Annotated in this window: 15 protein-coding genes; 10 read left to right on the forward strand and 5 right to left on the reverse strand. The window is 66.4% G+C overall.

Features of this window, described 5'->3' with window-relative positions:
• The first annotated feature begins 13 nt into the window (after positions 1 to 13).
• The 6 genes from ACFQU0_RS05580 (at position 14) to ACFQU0_RS05605 (ending at position 5,341) form a co-directional block, all read left to right on the forward strand.
• Entirely contained in the window at positions 14 to 1,633 is a 1,620-nt protein-coding gene (locus ACFQU0_RS05580; protein ID WP_382199141.1) for a benzoate-CoA ligase family protein, read from the forward strand.
• Between the two features lie 97 nt (positions 1,634 to 1,730).
• Positions 1,731 to 2,150, forward strand: coding sequence for an acyl-CoA thioesterase (locus tag ACFQU0_RS05585; RefSeq protein ID WP_382199142.1), 420 nt, complete (start codon positions 1,731 to 1,733; stop codon positions 2,148 to 2,150).
• Between the two features lie 11 nt (positions 2,151 to 2,161).
• Positions 2,162 to 2,554, forward strand: coding sequence for a RidA family protein (locus ACFQU0_RS05590; RefSeq protein ID WP_382199143.1), 393 nt, complete (start codon positions 2,162 to 2,164; stop codon positions 2,552 to 2,554).
• 42 nt (positions 2,555 to 2,596) lie between these two features.
• Positions 2,597 to 3,049, forward strand: a complete 453-nt coding sequence (locus ACFQU0_RS05595; RefSeq protein ID WP_382199144.1) for a MaoC family dehydratase — start codon at positions 2,597 to 2,599, stop codon at positions 3,047 to 3,049.
• A gap of 312 nt (positions 3,050 to 3,361) precedes the next feature.
• Entirely contained in the window at positions 3,362 to 4,078 is a 717-nt protein-coding gene (locus ACFQU0_RS05600; protein ID WP_382199145.1) for a Crp/Fnr family transcriptional regulator, read from the forward strand.
• 93 nt (positions 4,079 to 4,171) lie between these two features.
• A complete protein-coding gene (locus ACFQU0_RS05605) occupies positions 4,172 to 5,341 on the forward strand; it encodes an acyl-CoA dehydrogenase family protein (RefSeq protein ID WP_382199146.1) in 1,170 nt (389 codons plus the stop codon).
• A gap of 53 nt (positions 5,342 to 5,394) precedes the next feature.
• Here ACFQU0_RS05605 and ACFQU0_RS05610 read toward each other — a convergent pair whose 3' ends face one another.
• The gene (locus tag ACFQU0_RS05610; protein ID WP_382199147.1) at positions 5,395 to 6,141 is read right to left on the reverse strand and encodes an SDR family NAD(P)-dependent oxidoreductase; all 747 of its coding nucleotides are present in this window, start codon (positions 6,139 to 6,141) and stop codon (positions 5,395 to 5,397) included.
• Between the two features lie 106 nt (positions 6,142 to 6,247).
• Between ACFQU0_RS05610 and ACFQU0_RS05615 the strand changes: the two genes are divergently transcribed.
• The 3 genes from ACFQU0_RS05615 (at position 6,248) to ACFQU0_RS05625 (ending at position 9,638) form a co-directional block, all read left to right on the forward strand.
• Positions 6,248 to 7,054 carry a helix-turn-helix domain-containing protein gene (locus ACFQU0_RS05615; RefSeq protein WP_382199148.1) on the forward strand — a complete coding sequence of 269 codons (807 nt, stop codon included), beginning with the start codon at positions 6,248 to 6,250 and terminating at the stop codon, positions 7,052 to 7,054.
• 149 nt (positions 7,055 to 7,203) lie between these two features.
• Positions 7,204 to 8,733 carry a thymidine phosphorylase family protein gene (locus tag ACFQU0_RS05620; RefSeq protein ID WP_382199333.1) on the forward strand — a complete coding sequence of 510 codons (1,530 nt, stop codon included), beginning with the start codon at positions 7,204 to 7,206 and terminating at the stop codon, positions 8,731 to 8,733.
• Between the two features lie 2 nt (positions 8,734 to 8,735).
• Positions 8,736 to 9,638 (forward strand): ribose-phosphate diphosphokinase, encoded by a 903-nt coding sequence (locus tag ACFQU0_RS05625; protein ID WP_382199149.1) that lies wholly within the window; start codon positions 8,736 to 8,738, stop codon positions 9,636 to 9,638.
• A 2-nt stretch (positions 9,639 to 9,640) separates the two neighbouring features.
• Here the strand turns inward: ACFQU0_RS05625 and ACFQU0_RS05630 are convergent, their stop codons facing one another.
• From ACFQU0_RS05630 to ACFQU0_RS05645, 4 genes are read right to left on the reverse strand one after another with little or no spacing between them, the layout of a single operon-like run.
• The gene (locus ACFQU0_RS05630) at positions 9,641 to 9,847 is read right to left on the reverse strand and encodes a DUF2783 domain-containing protein (RefSeq protein ID WP_382199150.1); all 207 of its coding nucleotides are present in this window, start codon (positions 9,845 to 9,847) and stop codon (positions 9,641 to 9,643) included.
• Between the two features lie 14 nt (positions 9,848 to 9,861).
• Positions 9,862 to 11,466, reverse strand: a complete 1,605-nt coding sequence (locus ACFQU0_RS05635; RefSeq protein ID WP_382199151.1) for an FAD-dependent oxidoreductase — start codon at positions 11,464 to 11,466, stop codon at positions 9,862 to 9,864.
• Between the two features lie 26 nt (positions 11,467 to 11,492).
• Positions 11,493 to 12,458 carry a Bug family tripartite tricarboxylate transporter substrate binding protein gene (locus tag ACFQU0_RS05640; RefSeq protein WP_382199152.1) on the reverse strand — a complete coding sequence of 322 codons (966 nt, stop codon included), beginning with the start codon at positions 12,456 to 12,458 and terminating at the stop codon, positions 11,493 to 11,495.
• A gap of 34 nt (positions 12,459 to 12,492) precedes the next feature.
• On the reverse strand, positions 12,493 to 13,458 hold the full coding sequence (locus ACFQU0_RS05645; protein ID WP_382199154.1) for an MBL fold metallo-hydrolase: 966 nt from the start codon (positions 13,456 to 13,458) through the stop codon (positions 12,493 to 12,495).
• A gap of 139 nt (positions 13,459 to 13,597) precedes the next feature.
• Here ACFQU0_RS05645 and ACFQU0_RS05650 point away from each other — a divergent pair, with 139 nt between their 5' ends.
• Positions 13,598 to 14,422, forward strand: a complete 825-nt coding sequence (locus ACFQU0_RS05650; protein WP_382199155.1) for an IclR family transcriptional regulator — start codon at positions 13,598 to 13,600, stop codon at positions 14,420 to 14,422.
• The last annotated feature ends 12 nt before the right edge of the window (positions 14,423 to 14,434 follow it).

A 14,434-nucleotide genomic window follows, 5' to 3' on the forward strand; every position in this document is an offset into this window, starting at 1 on the left:
AGGGAGACACGCCATGAAACACGCTGCGACCACAGCCCACGTCGACACCTTTGCCCGCGACAACCTGCCGCCGGCCGATCAGCAACCCGAATTCGTGTTCGACCTGCCCGAGCTGCAGTTCCCCGAGCGCCTCAACTGCGCCACCGAGTTGCTGGACAAACATGTGGCCGCCGGCCACGGCGACCGTGTCTGCATCCGTGCACCCGGCCTGACCTGGACCTACGCCGACCTGCGCGACAAGGCCAACCGCATCGCCAACGTGCTGGTGCAGGACATGGGCCTGGTGCCCGGCAACCGCGTGCTGCTGCGCGCACCCAACAACCCCATGTTGGTGGCGTGCTGGTTTGCGGTGATGAAGGCCGGCGGTATCGCCGTGGCCACCATGCCGCTGCTGCGCGCCAAGGAACTCAAAGCCATCGTTGACATTGGGCAGGTCAGCCACGCGTTGTGCGACGCTGCGCTGGCCGAAGAGATGCGCCTGACCGCGCTGGAAACGCCCCTGCTGCGCCACCTGCGCCACTTCAACTACGAAGGGCCGGACAGCCTGGAAGCCGCCATGGAGCGCGCCTCGCCCTATTTCGACAACCTGGACACCGCCAGCGACGACACCTGCCTGCTGGGCTTCACCTCGGGCACCACCGGTGTGCCCAAGGCCACCATGCACTTCCACCGCGACGTGATGGCGATCTGCCACTGCTGGCCGCCGCACGTGCTCAAGCCCACGGCCGACGACGTGTTCATTGGCAGCCCGCCGCTGGCCTTCACCTTTGGCCTGGGTGGTCTGGTGCTGTTTCCCATGTCGGTGGGCGCGTCCACCGTGCTGCTGGAAAAGGCCAGCCCGCCGCAGTTGCTCGACGGCATCAAGGAATTTCACGCCACGGTGCTGTTCACCGCGCCCACGTCCTACCGCACGCTGGCGGCACGGGGCATTGAGCTGAAGCGGACCCACCTGCGCAAATGTGTGTCGGCCGGCGAGGCCCTGCCCGCTTCCACCCGCGCCCTGTGGAAAGAAGCCACCGGCATCGAACTGATCGACGGCATCGGTGCCACCGAGATGCTGCACATCTTCATCTCGCACACCGAGGACAAGGCCCGCCCCGGCGCCACCGGCAAACCCGTGCCCGGCTACCAGGCCAAGGTGGTGGATGACGACGGCAACGAGGTGCCGCCTGGCACCGTAGGCAAACTCGCGGTGAAAGGCCCCACCGGCTGCCGCTACCTGGCCGATGAGCGCCAGAAGACCTATGTGAAAAACGGCTGGAACGTGACCGGCGACGCCTACCTGATGGACGCCGACGGTTACTTCTTCTACCAGGCACGCACCGACGACATGATCATCTCGTCCGGCTACAACATCGCCGCGCCCGAAGTGGAAGACGCGCTGATGCTGCACCCGGCGGTGGCCGAGTGCGCGGTGATTGGTGTGCCCGACGAAGAACGCGGCCAGATCGTGAAAGCCTTTGTGGTGTTGCGCCCCGGCCAGGAGCAGGACGCGGCCATGGTCAAAACGCTGCAGGACTTCGTCAAACAGACCGTGGCGCCCTACAAGTACCCGCGCGCCGTCGAATTTGTCGACAAGCTGCCCCGCACCCAGACCGGCAAGCTGCAGCGCTTCAAACTGCACGAAGCATGACGCCCCCACGCTCCACCGCTGCGCGGGTCGCTGCCCCCCAAGGGGACGGGCCTTGCTTGGGGCGGCCCTGCGCTGCGGCCATTGAGGACTTGGACACATGAAACGTTTTGAGAAGCCGCTGCGCATCCGTTTCGCCCACTGCGATCCGGCCGGCATTGTCTACTTCCCACAGTACCTGGTGATGCTCAATGGCCACCTGGAGGACTGGTTCACCGAAGGCCTGGGCGTGAGTTACGCCGAGCTGCTGGGGCCGCGCCGCGTGGGCACGCCCACGGTGCGGCTGGAGTGTGACTTCACCGCCATCAGCCGCCCCGGCGACGAGGTGGTGCTTGGCCTGCAAGTCAAACACCTGGGTCGCAGCTCCTTTTCACTCGACTTCGACATCCGCGCCGGCGACCAGCTGCGCATGAAAGCCCACAAGGTGTTGGTGTTCACCAGCCTGGACACCCACCAGCCCATACCCGCCCCCGACGATGTGCGCCACGCCATCGAAACCCGTTTCTTGAAACTGTCCTGATTGGAGACCACATGCAAGTTCTGCTTCCCCCCGGCTGGCCCCGTCCCCGCGGCTACGCCAACGGCGTCACCGCCAAAGGCCGCATGGTGTTTGTTGCCGGCATGATCGGCTGGGACGCCCAGGGCGTTTTCCACACCGACGACATGGCCGGCCAGGTACGCCAGGCGCTGCAAAACATCGTCGAGGTGCTGACCGCTGGTGGCGCCAAGCCCGAGCACATCGTGCGCATGACCTGGTACGTGACCGACAAAAAAGAATATGTGGCCGCCTACCCCGAAATTGGCAAGGCCTTCAAGGAGCTGATCGGCAGCTTCAACGCCGCCATGACGGCGGTCGAGGTGGCAGCGCTGGTGGAAGACCGCGCCAAAGTGGAAATCGAAGTCACGGCGGTGGTGCCGGACTGACATCCACCGGCTCACACAAGCACATTCAGGGAGACAACAAAAATGAACGAACTCAACGGCCACGACATCGAGGACCTGCGCCCCGGTTTGAGCGCGACGTTCTCGCGCACCATCACCGAGGCCGACATCGTGTTGTTTGCCGGCGTTTCGGGTGACAACAACGCGGTGCACCTGAACGAGGAGTTCGCGCGCAGCACCCCCTTCGGGGGGCGCATCGCGCACGGCATGCTGAGCGCCAGCGTGATCTCGGCCGCCATCGCCAACCGGCTGCCCGGGCCAGGCACCATCTACCTGGGCCAGCAGCTCAAGTTTCGGGCGCCGGTGCGCCCTGGCGACACGGTGCATGCGACGGTGGAAGTGGTGTCGGTGGACCTGGAACGCGCGCGCGCCGTGTTGTCCACCACCTGCCGCGTGCGTGACAAGGTGGTGATCGACGGCGAAGCCAACGTCATGACCACCTCGTCGCGGCAACGGGCACTGGCCACCACCGGCTGACCGGTCAGCAGACGGCCTCCTGACATCGGACAGCCGCCTGCGGGAGCAGGCCAGGTGGCCACGACCGCCTGCGTGACAACGGCTTCTGTACGGCAACGTACGCTGGCCGCTTTTGTCCCTTTTTCTCCGCAGAATTCCCTTGAACAGAGCGTCCCTGGTCGGACGCTCTTCACGCCCCTGTGGCAGGTTCAAGGAAACGCCGATGCAACACCCACACGACGCCAAGCGCGCCACCCACCCCAGGTGCGCAGGCGGTCAGTGCGCAGGCGCCTGCTGCCTGGCAGGCTCTTCCCAAACAGCCTACCCGGCCGGTTGAAAGCCTGTATCAACCACACGCTGGCCAACCGCATCCTGAAGCAGCTGGAGCCGCACGACCGCCAGGGCCTGCTGGCTCAGGCGGAACTGGTGGAGCTGAGCGCATCCACCGTGCTGGGCGAAGGTGGCACGCTTCAAAGCCACGCGTACTTTCCCACCACCTGCATGATCTCGCTGCTGGCCCCCACACTGGACGGCAAACGCCTGAACCTGGGCCTGACCGGCCCCGAAGGTCTGTACGGCGGTGGCTGTGCACTGGGCATATTTGTCTCGGCGTGCGGCGCGGTGGTGAGCGCAACTGGCATGGCCTGGAAGATCGAAGCCACCCGGCTGGCGCGTCATGGCCGCGACCATCCGCATCTGGTGTGGCTGGTGAGTCACTACTTGTACGCGGAGCTGCGCCAGTTGGGGCTGCAATCGGTGTGCAACCATTTCCACCCCCTGCAACAGCGGCTCGCGCGCTGTCTGCTGATGAGCCAGGACCGCATGCGTTCGCGCGACCTCTGGCTGACCCACGAACACCTGGCCCACATGCTGGGTGCGCGGCGCGCGGGGGTCACCGAAGCGGCCGGGTGGTTGCAGCAACAGGGGTTGATTCACTACAACCGCGGGCACATCTTCATCGCCGACCGGCCGGCGTTGCTCCAGGCAAGCTGCAGCTGCTACCAGCAGAGCCGCGCGATCTACAACCAAGCGCTGGGTCACGCAAGCTGAGGGCGGCAGGCACCCGCGCTGACCCGATGGCGACAGCCTTCAGAATGGCCTGAATCTCATACTCCGGCTCCCACCGACCCCACCGCGCCGACCATGGATTTCAGCCTCAGCCCCGCACAGCTCGAACTGCAGCAACGCACACGCCGCTTCATCGCCGATGAGGTCATTCCGATGGAGCGCGATCCGCGCCAGGACGGCCACGGCCCACACGAAGCCCTGCGCCGTGATTTGGTCGCCAAGGCCCGTGTGGCCGGGCTGCTCACCCCCCATGCATCACCCGACCTGGGCGGTCTGGGCCTGTCGCACATCGACAAGGCCATCGTGTTCGAGGAAGCCGGCTACTCGCCGCTCGGGCCGGTGGCACTCAACATCCACGCCCCCGACGAAGGCAACATCCACCTGATGGAGGTGGTGGCCACCCACGCGCAAAAAGAACGCTGGTTGCGCCCGCTGGTACAAGGACACATCCGCTCGTGTTTCTGCATGACGGAGCCGGCGCCCGGTTCCGGCTCCGACCCGTCCATGCTGCAGACCACGGCCGTGCGTGACGGCGACCACTATGTGATCAACGGCCTCAAATGGTTCATCACCGGCGCCACCGGGGCCAGCTTCGCCATCATCATGGCGCGCATGGAAGACGGCAGCGCCACCATGTTCCTGAGCGACATGGACCGCGAAGGCATTGTCATTGAACGCCAGATCGACGCCCTCGACAGCTGCTTCACAGGTGGCCACGGTGTGGTGCGCTTCACCAATGTGCGTGTGCCCGCCAGCGATGTGTTGGGGCAAATCGGCGAGGGCTTTCGTTATGCCCAGGTGCGACTGGCACCCGCACGGCTCACGCACTGCATGCGCTGGCAAGGCCAGGCGCGGCGCGCGCACGACGTGGCCACCGCTTACGCCCGCAGCCGCCATGCCTTTGGCAAGCCGCTCATTGAACACGAGGGCGTGGGTTTCATGCTGGCCGACAACGACATGGACCTGCACAGCGCACGGCTGGCCATCTGGCACTGCGCCTGGGTGCTGGACCAGGGGCACAAGGGGCGGCACGAGTCGAGTTTGACCAAGGTGTTGTGTTCAGAGGCGCAGTGGCGCGTGGTGGACCGCGCGGTGCAGGTGCTGGGCGCCAGCGGTGTGTCGGACGAGACCATCGTCGCCCGCATCTTCAAGGACATCCGCGCCTTCCGCGTTTACGACGGGCCATCGGAGGTGCACCGTTGGAGCATGGCCAACCGGCTGTCACGCGGCACCGGGCACGGGTGACCCAAAGCGCGGCGAGCGCGGCGGTTGTGTCGCCTGGCAACACCCAAACCGCCTCATACCCCCAGGCCGCCCAGCGACTTGCCACCGTCCACCATCAGGGTCTGACCGGTGATGAACCGGGTTTCCTTCGCGGCGAGGAATGCAATGGCGTGGGCGATGTCATCGGGTGAGGTCGCCGCACCGCTGGGCTCCAGCGCCTCAGCCGCCGCGTACAAGTCGCTGGGCATGCTGCGGGTCATGGGCGTGTCGGTGAAGCCGGGCGCCACCGAGTTGACGGCAATCTGCCGCGTGCGCAGGTCCATGGCCATGGCGCGCACCAGGCCCACCACACCGGCCTTGGACGCCACGTAGTCTGCCGCGCGGTGCATGCCCAGCGCACCGCGTGAGGACACCGCGACGATGCGCCCGCCCGCCTGCATGCGCCGCGCCGCCTCCTGGGCCAGCACAAACACGCCGCGAAGGTTCACGTCCAGCGTGCGCTGAAAATCCGCATCGCTCAGCTCATCAAAAGCACGCGAGCGGTACACGCCCGCCACCGCCACCGCCACATCCACCGAAGGCTGGGTGTCCAGGATGTGGGCGATGGCCGTGCGGTCGCACACATCGGCAGGTGCGGCCTCGACGTCGAGCTTGAGCTGTTGCAAACGTTCGACGGCCTCGCTCAACTGGGCCTCGTTGCGGTCGATGGCGACCACCCGGTGGCCGTCGCGCGCCAGGCGCTCGACGGTGGCCAGGCCGATGCCGGAGGCACCACCTGTGACAAAGGCAATGCGCAGCGTTTTCATGGGATCGTGCTTCATGGGGTTGTGTGATGGGAAAGTTGTGTGTGCAAGGCGTTGCACTGTAGGAAGACTCGCCGCAGGGTGGCAGCTATAGTTCCACTCAACGGAACTTCTCTGACCGGCGATGCCACCTCCACCGACTGTCGAATCGCTGCAGCGTGGCCTGCAGGTGCTGAGCGCCGTGCGGCGCGCGTCGTCCCTGTCCTTCACCGAACTGAGGGACGCCACCGGCCTGCCGAAGGCCACGCTGGTGCGGCTGCTGCACACGCTGGTGGAGAGCGGCTGGATCAGGCGCCAGGGCACACGCGGTCGCTACGTCATGGAAACCTCGCCCGGCCTGCCACCAGCGCAGCGCGCCCACCTGGCCCGCGTGGCGCAACTCGCACATCCCGCGATGACGCGGCTTCAGCAAGCCGTGCCGTGGCCCGTCAACCTGGGTGTGCGTGAGGGTGAGCACATGCTCATCGTCGATGAACCCGACGCCATGGTGTTGGGCTTGGCGGCCAACCACCGCCAGTTGGGCTACCAGGCCCCCATGCTGCGGTCGTCGCTGGGTTTGTGTTACCTGGCGTTCTGCCCTGCCGCCGAACGCGATGCGCTGCTGCAGCGGCTGTCGCACTCTGCCGATGAACGGGATCAGGCCATGTTGCGGTCTGGCAGGCTGCCGCAACGCCTGCGCGACGTGCGCACCAGCGGCTACGCGCTGCGGGATGTGTCGGTCGTGCCAGCCGACTCGCCCGAACGTTACGGCGCGCTTTCGGTGCCCGTCACCAACGGGCAGCAGGTGCTGGCGTGCGTCTCTTGCTCGTGGCTGCTGCAAATTGCCTCGACCGAAGACACCGTGCGCCGCGTCCTGATGCCCATGCAAGATGCCGCGCAAGCCATGAAACGGGCGTTGCTGCACAACCTGGCCACCGCGTCCCCACCGTGAAGCGCAAGTCGTCAGAGAAGCCACAGCCGCCAGCGCACTTTGGCGCTAGCATGAACGCAGAGACAGCCCTCCTGCAGCGCACCATGAACAACACCACCAGCCGAGCCGGCCCCGATGCGGCCGCCGTTGCCACCGAGCACAGCAACACCCTGGCCCTGCGCCGCGTGGCCATCGACACCCACCACGAGAACGTCGCCTACCTGCACCGCGACTGCGCCATCTACCGCGCCGAGGGCTTCAAGGCCCTGGCCAAGGTGGAGGTGCGGGCCAACGGCAAACGCATCCTCGCGGTGCTCAACGTCAGCAGCGACCCGCGCATCGTGCAGTGCCACGAGCTGGGCCTTTCGCAAGACGCCTTCGAGCGCCTGGGTGTTGAGAAGGGCCACCCGGTCACCATCTCGCAAGCCGAACCGCCCGAGTCCATCCCGGCGCTGTTCCGCAAGATCGAAGGCGAGCGCCTCGGCCGCGAGGACTTCCTGGCCATCGTGCGCGACATCGCGGCGCACCGGTATTCCAAGATCGAACTGACCGCTTTTGTGGTGGCCTGCAACCGCGCCGAGCTGGACCGCGAGGAGGTGTATTTCCTCACCGAAGCGATGGTGGCCACCGGCCGCCGGCTGGACTGGCACGCCCCGCTGGTGGTGGACAAACACTGCATCGGCGGCATACCCGGCAACCGCACCTCCATGCTGGTGGTGCCCATCGTGGCGGCGGCGGGGCTGGTGTTTCCCAAAACCTCGTCGCGCGCCATCACATCACCCGCCGGCACGGCCGACACCATGGAAGTGATGGCGCGGGTGGAACTGCCCTTCGACGAGCTCACCGCCATCGTGCAAAAGCACAAGGCCTGTCTCGCCTGGGGCGGCACGGCCGACCTGTCGCCGGCCGACGACGTGCTGATCTCGGTCGAGCGCCCGCTGTCCATCGACTCGCCCGGCCAGATGGTGGCCTCCATCCTGTCCAAAAAAATCGCCGCTGGCGCCACCCACCTGGTGCTGGACATCCCCATCGGCCCCACCGCCAAAGTGCGCTCCATGCCCGAGGCGCAACGCCTGCGCCGCCTGTTCGAATACGTGGCACAGCGCCTGCACCTCTCGCTGGATGTGGTCATCACCGACGGCCGCCAGCCCATCGGCCAAGGCATTGGCCCGGTGCTGGAAGCGCGCGACGTGATGCGGGTGCTGGAAAACGACCCGCTGGCCCCCAACGACCTGCGGCAGAAATCGCTGCGCCTGGCCGGCCGGCTGATCGAATGCAACCCGGACGTGCGCGGGGGCGACGGCTTCACCATTGCACGCGACATCCTCGATTCGGGCCGCGCCCTGGCACAGATGAACGCGCTGATCGAGGCCCAGGGTTCGCGCCATTTCGACCACCACCACCCGCCGCTGGGCAAACTCCATTTTGATGTGCTGGCCCCCGCCGACGGTGTGGTGATTGGCATCGACAACCTGCAGATCGCGCGCATTGCGCGCCTGGCCGGCGCACCCAAAGTGCCCAGCGCTGGCGTGGATCTGTTCCACAAACTCGGCGACACGGTGCAAGCCGGTCAACCGCTGTACCGCGTGTACGCCGACTTTCCGGCCGACCTGGAGTTTGCGCGCCAGGCCACCCAGCGCAGCACCGCCTTTGCGCTGGGTGACGCCAGCCAGATGCCACACGTGTTTGTGGAGTTTTGAGCATGAGCACCCCCCTTTGCCTGCTGTGCCTGGAAGACGAAGCCGAGATCGCCAGCCGCGCCGCACACGCCGCACACCTGCCCCTGCAGGTGGTGCAACGCCACCGCTTCCCCGACGGCGAGTTGCGGTTGCAACTGCCGCCTGAACTGCCTGCGCGTGTGGTGGTCTGGCGCGGCCTGCACCAACCGAACGAAAAACTGGTGGAACTGCTGCTGATCGCGCGCGGCGCTCGGGCCCTGGGCGCCCAGTGGCTGGGCCTGGTCACGCCCTACCTGGCCTACATGCGCCAGGACATCGCCTTCCACCCCGGCGAGGTGGTGAGCCAGCGCGTGGTGGGCGGCTTTCTGGCCGATTTGTTTGACGCCGTGTTGACCGTGGACCCGCACCTGCACCGCGTGGCCACCCTGCACGAAGCCGTGCCCCTGCGCGATGCGGAGCGTGCCGTGGTGCTCAGCGGCGCGCCGCTGCTGGCCGACCTGATCGCCCAGCACCACAGCGCGCCCCTGCTGCTGGGGCCCGACGAAGAATCGCTGCAGTGGGTGGCCAGCGCCGCCCAAGCGCGTGGTTGGGACCACGCCACCTGTGTGAAACAACGGCACGGCGACCGCCACGTCACCATTGCCCTGCCCGCCCTGCCCGTGGCCGGGCGCGCTGTGGTGCTGCTTGACGATGTGGCCAGCTCGGGCCAGACGCTGGTGGAGGCCACCCGCCTGCTGCGGGCGGCCGGCGCCGCCAGTGTGGACGTGGCCGTCACCCACGCGCTGTTCGCGGGCGACGCCATCGACCAGGTGAAGGCAGCGGGCGCGCGGCACGTGTGGAGCACCGACTGCATCCCCCACCCCAGCAACGCGGTCAGCATTGTGCCGGCGGTGGCCGGGGTGTTGGCCCAATGGGCCTCGGCCTGACGTCAGGCGGCCGAGGCCAACGTGTTCTCGCGCGCCAGCGCAATGGCCTCGCTCAGCACCGCGCGGTCGCCCACGTGGTTGGCCAGGATGAGCACCAGTTTGGCCAGCACCATGTCGGCTTGCTCGTCGCTGAGTTCGCGCTGGGCGTTGATGAGTTCGGCGTAGAACACGTCGGGGTTGGCGATGTTGGGTTGTCGGTTGAGTGCCATGCTTGTCTCGCGGTTCATTGCAAGGCCAGTGCGCGTGCCAGCGCGGCCTGGGCCTGGGTGGGGTCGAACGTGCGCCAGCGGGCGGCCACATGCTGGTCGGGCCGGATGAGGTACACGGTGCCGGGCAACGCGTCGTAGCGCTCGGTCAACACACCGGCTCGGTCGATGATGTCTTTGCCCACCTCCAGCACCTGGGCGGTCACGCCGCCCACGCTCACCGGGGCCGCCGGACCAAAGCTCAGCAACACAAAACCCTGACCCAACTGGTTGAGCAGCCAGGCGGCCTGGCCGTTGCGTTCGACGGGCGCGTCGGCGCAGTTGGTGCCGGGGCGCATGTGGCCGGCGAACGGCTCGCTGTCCGGCGTGTTGAGCGACGACGTCACATACGGCGTGGGGGTGGACAGGCGGCCGCTGTTGACCAGCGGACGCGCGAAGGGCTCGGTACGGGCCAGCTCCAGCACCGCGTTGCGCAGGCGCAGGGAGCTGCGGCTCTTGGGGGTGATGAAGTCGGTGGCGCGGGTGGAGTGGCCGATGTTGTCGTCGGCCGCAAAGGCGCGTTCCTCATGGTAGGTGTCGAGCAGGGCCAGCGGGGCGTTGCCGGCCAACACGGCTTGCAACTTCCAGCCGAGGTTGTCGCAGTCCTGCACGCCGGTGTTGGCACCGCGTGCGCCAAAGGGCGAGACCTGGTGGGCCGCATCACCGATGAAGATGACACGGCCGTGGCGAAGCTGGTCGATGCGACGGCAAGCGAACTGGTAGACCGACACCCACTCCAGCTCGAAGTCCACATCGGGGCCCAGCATGGCCTGGATGCGCGGGATCACGTTCTCGGGCTTTTTCTCCTCCACCGGGTCGGCGTCCCAGCCGAGCTGGAAGTCGATGCGCCAGACGTTGTCGCACTGCTTGTGCAGCAGCACGCTCTGGTTTCTGTGAAAGGGTGGGTCGAACCAGAACCACCTTTCCGTGGGGAAGTCGGCCTTCATCACCACGTCGGCGATGAGGAAACGGTCCTGGAAAAACTGACCACTGAAGTCGGCACCGATCATGCGGCGGGTGTCGCTGTTGGCACCGTCGGCGGCGATGACCCACTGCGCCTCCAGCTTGAAGATGCCGTCGGGCGTCTCCACCGTGAGGGTGGCGTGGTCGGCGTGTTGCTCAATGGCCAGCAGCTTGTGTTTCCAGCGCAGGTCCACCAGGGGTGCATCCATGCAGGCGCGCACCAGACGTTCTTCCAGGTGGTATTGCTGGTAGTTGATCATGGCCGGCATCTTGTGCTGCGTCTCGGGCAACAGGTCGAAGCGGTAGGCCAGTTCGTCGCGGAAGAAGACCTTGCCCACCTGCCACTGCACGCCGGCGGCGGCAAAGTCCTGGCCCACGCCCAGGCGGTCCCAAATCTCCAGCGGGCGTTTGGCGTAGCACACGGCGCGCGAGCCCACGCTCACGGTGTTGTTGTCGTCGAGCAACACCGTGGGCACGCCACGCTGCGCCAGGTCCAGCGCCTGGGTCAGGCCCATGGGGCCAGCGCCGATGATGACCACCGGGTGGCGCTTGAGCACACCGGCACGCTGCTCATCGCTTTGTTCGTAGGCGTATTCGGGGTAGGTGTAGGTCTTCTGCATGTCAAGCCTCCTGTGAAAGTGCCTGCTCAGTCCAGCTTGACGCCGATTTTGGTGATGACGGCACCCCATTTGTCGCGCTCGGCACGGGCGTAGCTGGCCATGTGTTCGGGCGTGCCGGGCAGCGTTTCCAGGCCCATGGCCTGCAGCCTGGCCTTGACCACCGTCTGACCCAAGGCCTGCTGCAGCGCATGGGCAAATTTGGCCGTGGCTTCGGGCGGGGTGCCGGTGGGCACCACCAAGCCTTGCCAGGCGTAGCCCTCAAAACCTTTCAGGCCTTGCTCGTGTGCGGTGGGCACGTCGGGCATGGTGCTCAGGCGGGCCGGGCTGGCCACGGCGATGGCCTTGAGTTTCTTGCCATGGATGAACGGGTAAGCGCTGGCGCTGTCCAGCCACATCGCCGGAATCTGGCCACCCACCACGTCCTGCACGCCGGGGGCTGCGCCCCGGTAAGGCACGTGGACGAGGTTCAGGCCGCTCTGCTCGCGGAACAGCTCGCCCACCAGGTGGTGCGGGCTGCCCAGGCCGGCCGAGCCCCAGCTCACCGGGTCTTTCTGTGCCTTGGCCCAGGCCAGGAATTCCTTGAGATTGTTCACCGGCACGGTGTTGGACACCACCAGGAACATGGGGAAACGCACCAGCAGGCCCACGGGCTGGAAGTCGCGCTCGGCGTTGTAGCTGAGCTTGGTGAACAGCGTGGGGTTGGCAGCGAGCGTTGCAAAGTCGGCGGTGAAGACGATGTTGCCCAAGTCCTTGGAGCGGGCCGTGTAGTCGGCCGCGATGTTGGTGCCGGCGCCCGGCTTGTTGGTCACGATGATGGTGCGACCCAGCGGCTTGGACATGGCCTCGGCCAGGATGCGGGCGACCACGTCAGAGCCGCCACCCGCCGCGTAGCCCACCACCCACTCGATGGGTTTGTCTTGCGCGGATGCGAAGGAAGCGGTGGTGGCCAAGGCCAGGGTCAGCAGCGATTGGATGAATGTTTTGCGTTGCATGGTTTGTCTCCGGGGTGGATGTGGGGAAAAAAGCTCAACCTTCCAATGCCTGCCACATCTGGCGGTCGCGCTCGGCGGTCCAAATGCGCGGGTCTGCGTGTTGGGTAGCCTCGTCATAGGCACGGGTCACGTCAAACGGCATGCAGTGGTTGAAGATGACCCAGTGGCCGTACTTGGGTTGCAGGGCGGCGAAGGTGGCCTCGTACACCTGACGCAGATCCTGCCCTGCTGCAACGCCGGCTTGCACGCTGGCGTAGAGGTCGCGGATGAAATCGCGCGTGCCGGCCAGGCCGGCCTGCACCTGCTCGGGTGTTTGCAGAGCCGCACCTCGGCCGGGCACCAGCTTCTCGGGCTTCAGCGCGGCGATGTTGTCCAGCGTTTGGGGCCAGTCCTTGAAGTAGGCGTCGCCCGCGTAGGGCGTGGCATCGAACTCGACCAGATCACCGCTGAACAGGATTTTTTCGGACGGAATCCACACCACCGTGTCGCCCTTGGTGTGGCCCCGGCCGAGCTGGATCAGCTGCACTTCGAGCTTGCCCAGCCACAGGCTCATGCGGCCTTCAAACGTGAGCGTGGGCCAGGTCAGGCCGGGCGGCACGCTCTCCACGTTTTGGAACAGGCGCGGAAAGCGGCCGATCTCGCTGTCTTTGTCGAACTGGCCGCGCTCGACCACCAGGTCGTAGGTGTCGCGGCTGGCAATGATGTGCTGCCCGCCTTCGGCCATGTAAGCCGAGGCACCCAGCACGCGCACCGCGTGGTAGTGGCTCATGACCACGTACTTGATGGGCTTGTCGGTGACTTCGCGGATGCGGCGGATCACGTCTTGCGCCATCACCGGCGTGGCCTGGGTGTCGATGACCATCACCGCGTCGTCGCCAATGATGATGCCGGTGTTGGGGTCGCCTTCGGCGGTGTAGGCGTAGGCGTGTTCGGACAGGCGGTCAAAGCTGACCTGCTTTTCTTCCAGGTCGGCGGCGGAGGCGAAGGTTTTGGTGTTCATGGCTGAATATTTGTCAATGACGAATTTGTTTATCAAAAACGAATGCGCGGATGGTAGCGAGAAAATTCGTCAATGTCGAATGTCTTTGTTTAGGTGAAAACCCGTAGACTGGCAGAATCCGCGCAACCTTTTGCCCGCCATGAAAAACGCCCCCGCCCCCAGCCCAGACCACGACGACCCGGACAACGACGCCGAGGCCCCCAGCGGCCGGGGGTCGCGGGGCATCCAGAGCATTGAAGTGGGCAGCCAGTTGCTGAAGGCACTGGCGCGCTCGGGCCGCGCCATGGCCCTGAAGGACCTGGCGCGCGAGGCCGGCATGACACCGGCCAAATCACACCCCTACCTGGTGAGTTTTGGCAAGGTGGGCTTGATCGAGCAGGACCCGCTGAGTGGCCACTACGGGCTGGGGCCGCTGGCCATGCAGCTGGGCCTGATCAGCCTGCAGCAGCTGGACCCGGTGCGTTTGGTGATTGCCGAAATGCCCGGCCTGGCCCTGCGCACCGGCTGCACCGTATCGGCCGCCGTGTGGGGTGCCCATGGACCGGTCATCATCCGGGTGGAAGACGGCCCCACACCCGTGCGCGTGTCCATGCGGCACGGGCTGCCCGCGTCGCTGCGCAGCACCGGCACGGGCAAGGTGTTCGCGGCCTTCCGCGACCGCGCCGAAATCGCCGCCGCCCTGGCCGAAGAGGGTGCCGCCGGCGCGCTCGATGAACCCGCCTTTGCGGCCGAGCTGGCCGACATCCGGCGCGAGCACATCGCCCGCGTGCGGGACGATTTGTTGCCCGGCCTCAGCGCCTTGGCGGTGCCGGTGTTCGACGGTTTTGGTCGCGTGGCGCTGGCCATCGCCGCCATCGGACCGAGCGCCCTCCTGGACCTGCAAGCAGATGGCCCGCAAGCGCGGGCGCTGCTGGAGACAGGGCGCATGTTGTCACAGCGGCTGGGGCACGTGACCAGCCACTGAGAACAGGCAAGC

This window comes from Hydrogenophaga defluvii (assembly GCF_042665235.1).
Classification (GTDB): Bacteria; Pseudomonadota; Gammaproteobacteria; order Burkholderiales; family Burkholderiaceae_C; genus Hydrogenophaga; species Hydrogenophaga defluvii_A.

Bases quoted from the DNA above. Each gene is read 5' to 3' on its own strand.
- ACFQU0_RS05580 (WP_382199141.1), top strand. From the start codon at position 14: ATGAAACACGCTGCGACCACAGCCCACGTCGACACCTTTGCCCGCGAC.
- ACFQU0_RS05585 (WP_382199142.1), top strand. From the start codon at position 1,731: ATGAAACGTTTTGAGAAGCCGCTGCGCATCCGTTTCGCCCACTGCGAT.
- ACFQU0_RS05590 (WP_382199143.1), top strand. From the start codon at position 2,162: ATGCAAGTTCTGCTTCCCCCCGGCTGGCCCCGTCCCCGCGGCTACGCC.
- ACFQU0_RS05595 (WP_382199144.1), top strand. From the start codon at position 2,597: ATGAACGAACTCAACGGCCACGACATCGAGGACCTGCGCCCCGGTTTG.
- ACFQU0_RS05605 (WP_382199146.1), top strand. From the start codon at position 4,172: ATGGATTTCAGCCTCAGCCCCGCACAGCTCGAACTGCAGCAACGCACA.
- ACFQU0_RS05610 (WP_382199147.1), bottom strand. From the start codon at position 6,141: ATGAAGCACGATCCCATGAAAACGCTGCGCATTGCCTTTGTCACAGGT.
- ACFQU0_RS05615 (WP_382199148.1), top strand. From the start codon at position 6,248: ATGCCACCTCCACCGACTGTCGAATCGCTGCAGCGTGGCCTGCAGGTG.
- ACFQU0_RS05625 (WP_382199149.1), top strand. From the start codon at position 8,736: ATGAGCACCCCCCTTTGCCTGCTGTGCCTGGAAGACGAAGCCGAGATC.
- ACFQU0_RS05630 (WP_382199150.1), bottom strand. From the start codon at position 9,847: ATGGCACTCAACCGACAACCCAACATCGCCAACCCCGACGTGTTCTAC.
- ACFQU0_RS05635 (WP_382199151.1), bottom strand. From the start codon at position 11,466: ATGCAGAAGACCTACACCTACCCCGAATACGCCTACGAACAAAGCGAT.
- ACFQU0_RS05640 (WP_382199152.1), bottom strand. From the start codon at position 12,458: ATGCAACGCAAAACATTCATCCAATCGCTGCTGACCCTGGCCTTGGCC.
- ACFQU0_RS05645 (WP_382199154.1), bottom strand. From the start codon at position 13,458: ATGAACACCAAAACCTTCGCCTCCGCCGCCGACCTGGAAGAAAAGCAG.
- ACFQU0_RS05650 (WP_382199155.1), top strand. From the start codon at position 13,598: ATGAAAAACGCCCCCGCCCCCAGCCCAGACCACGACGACCCGGACAAC.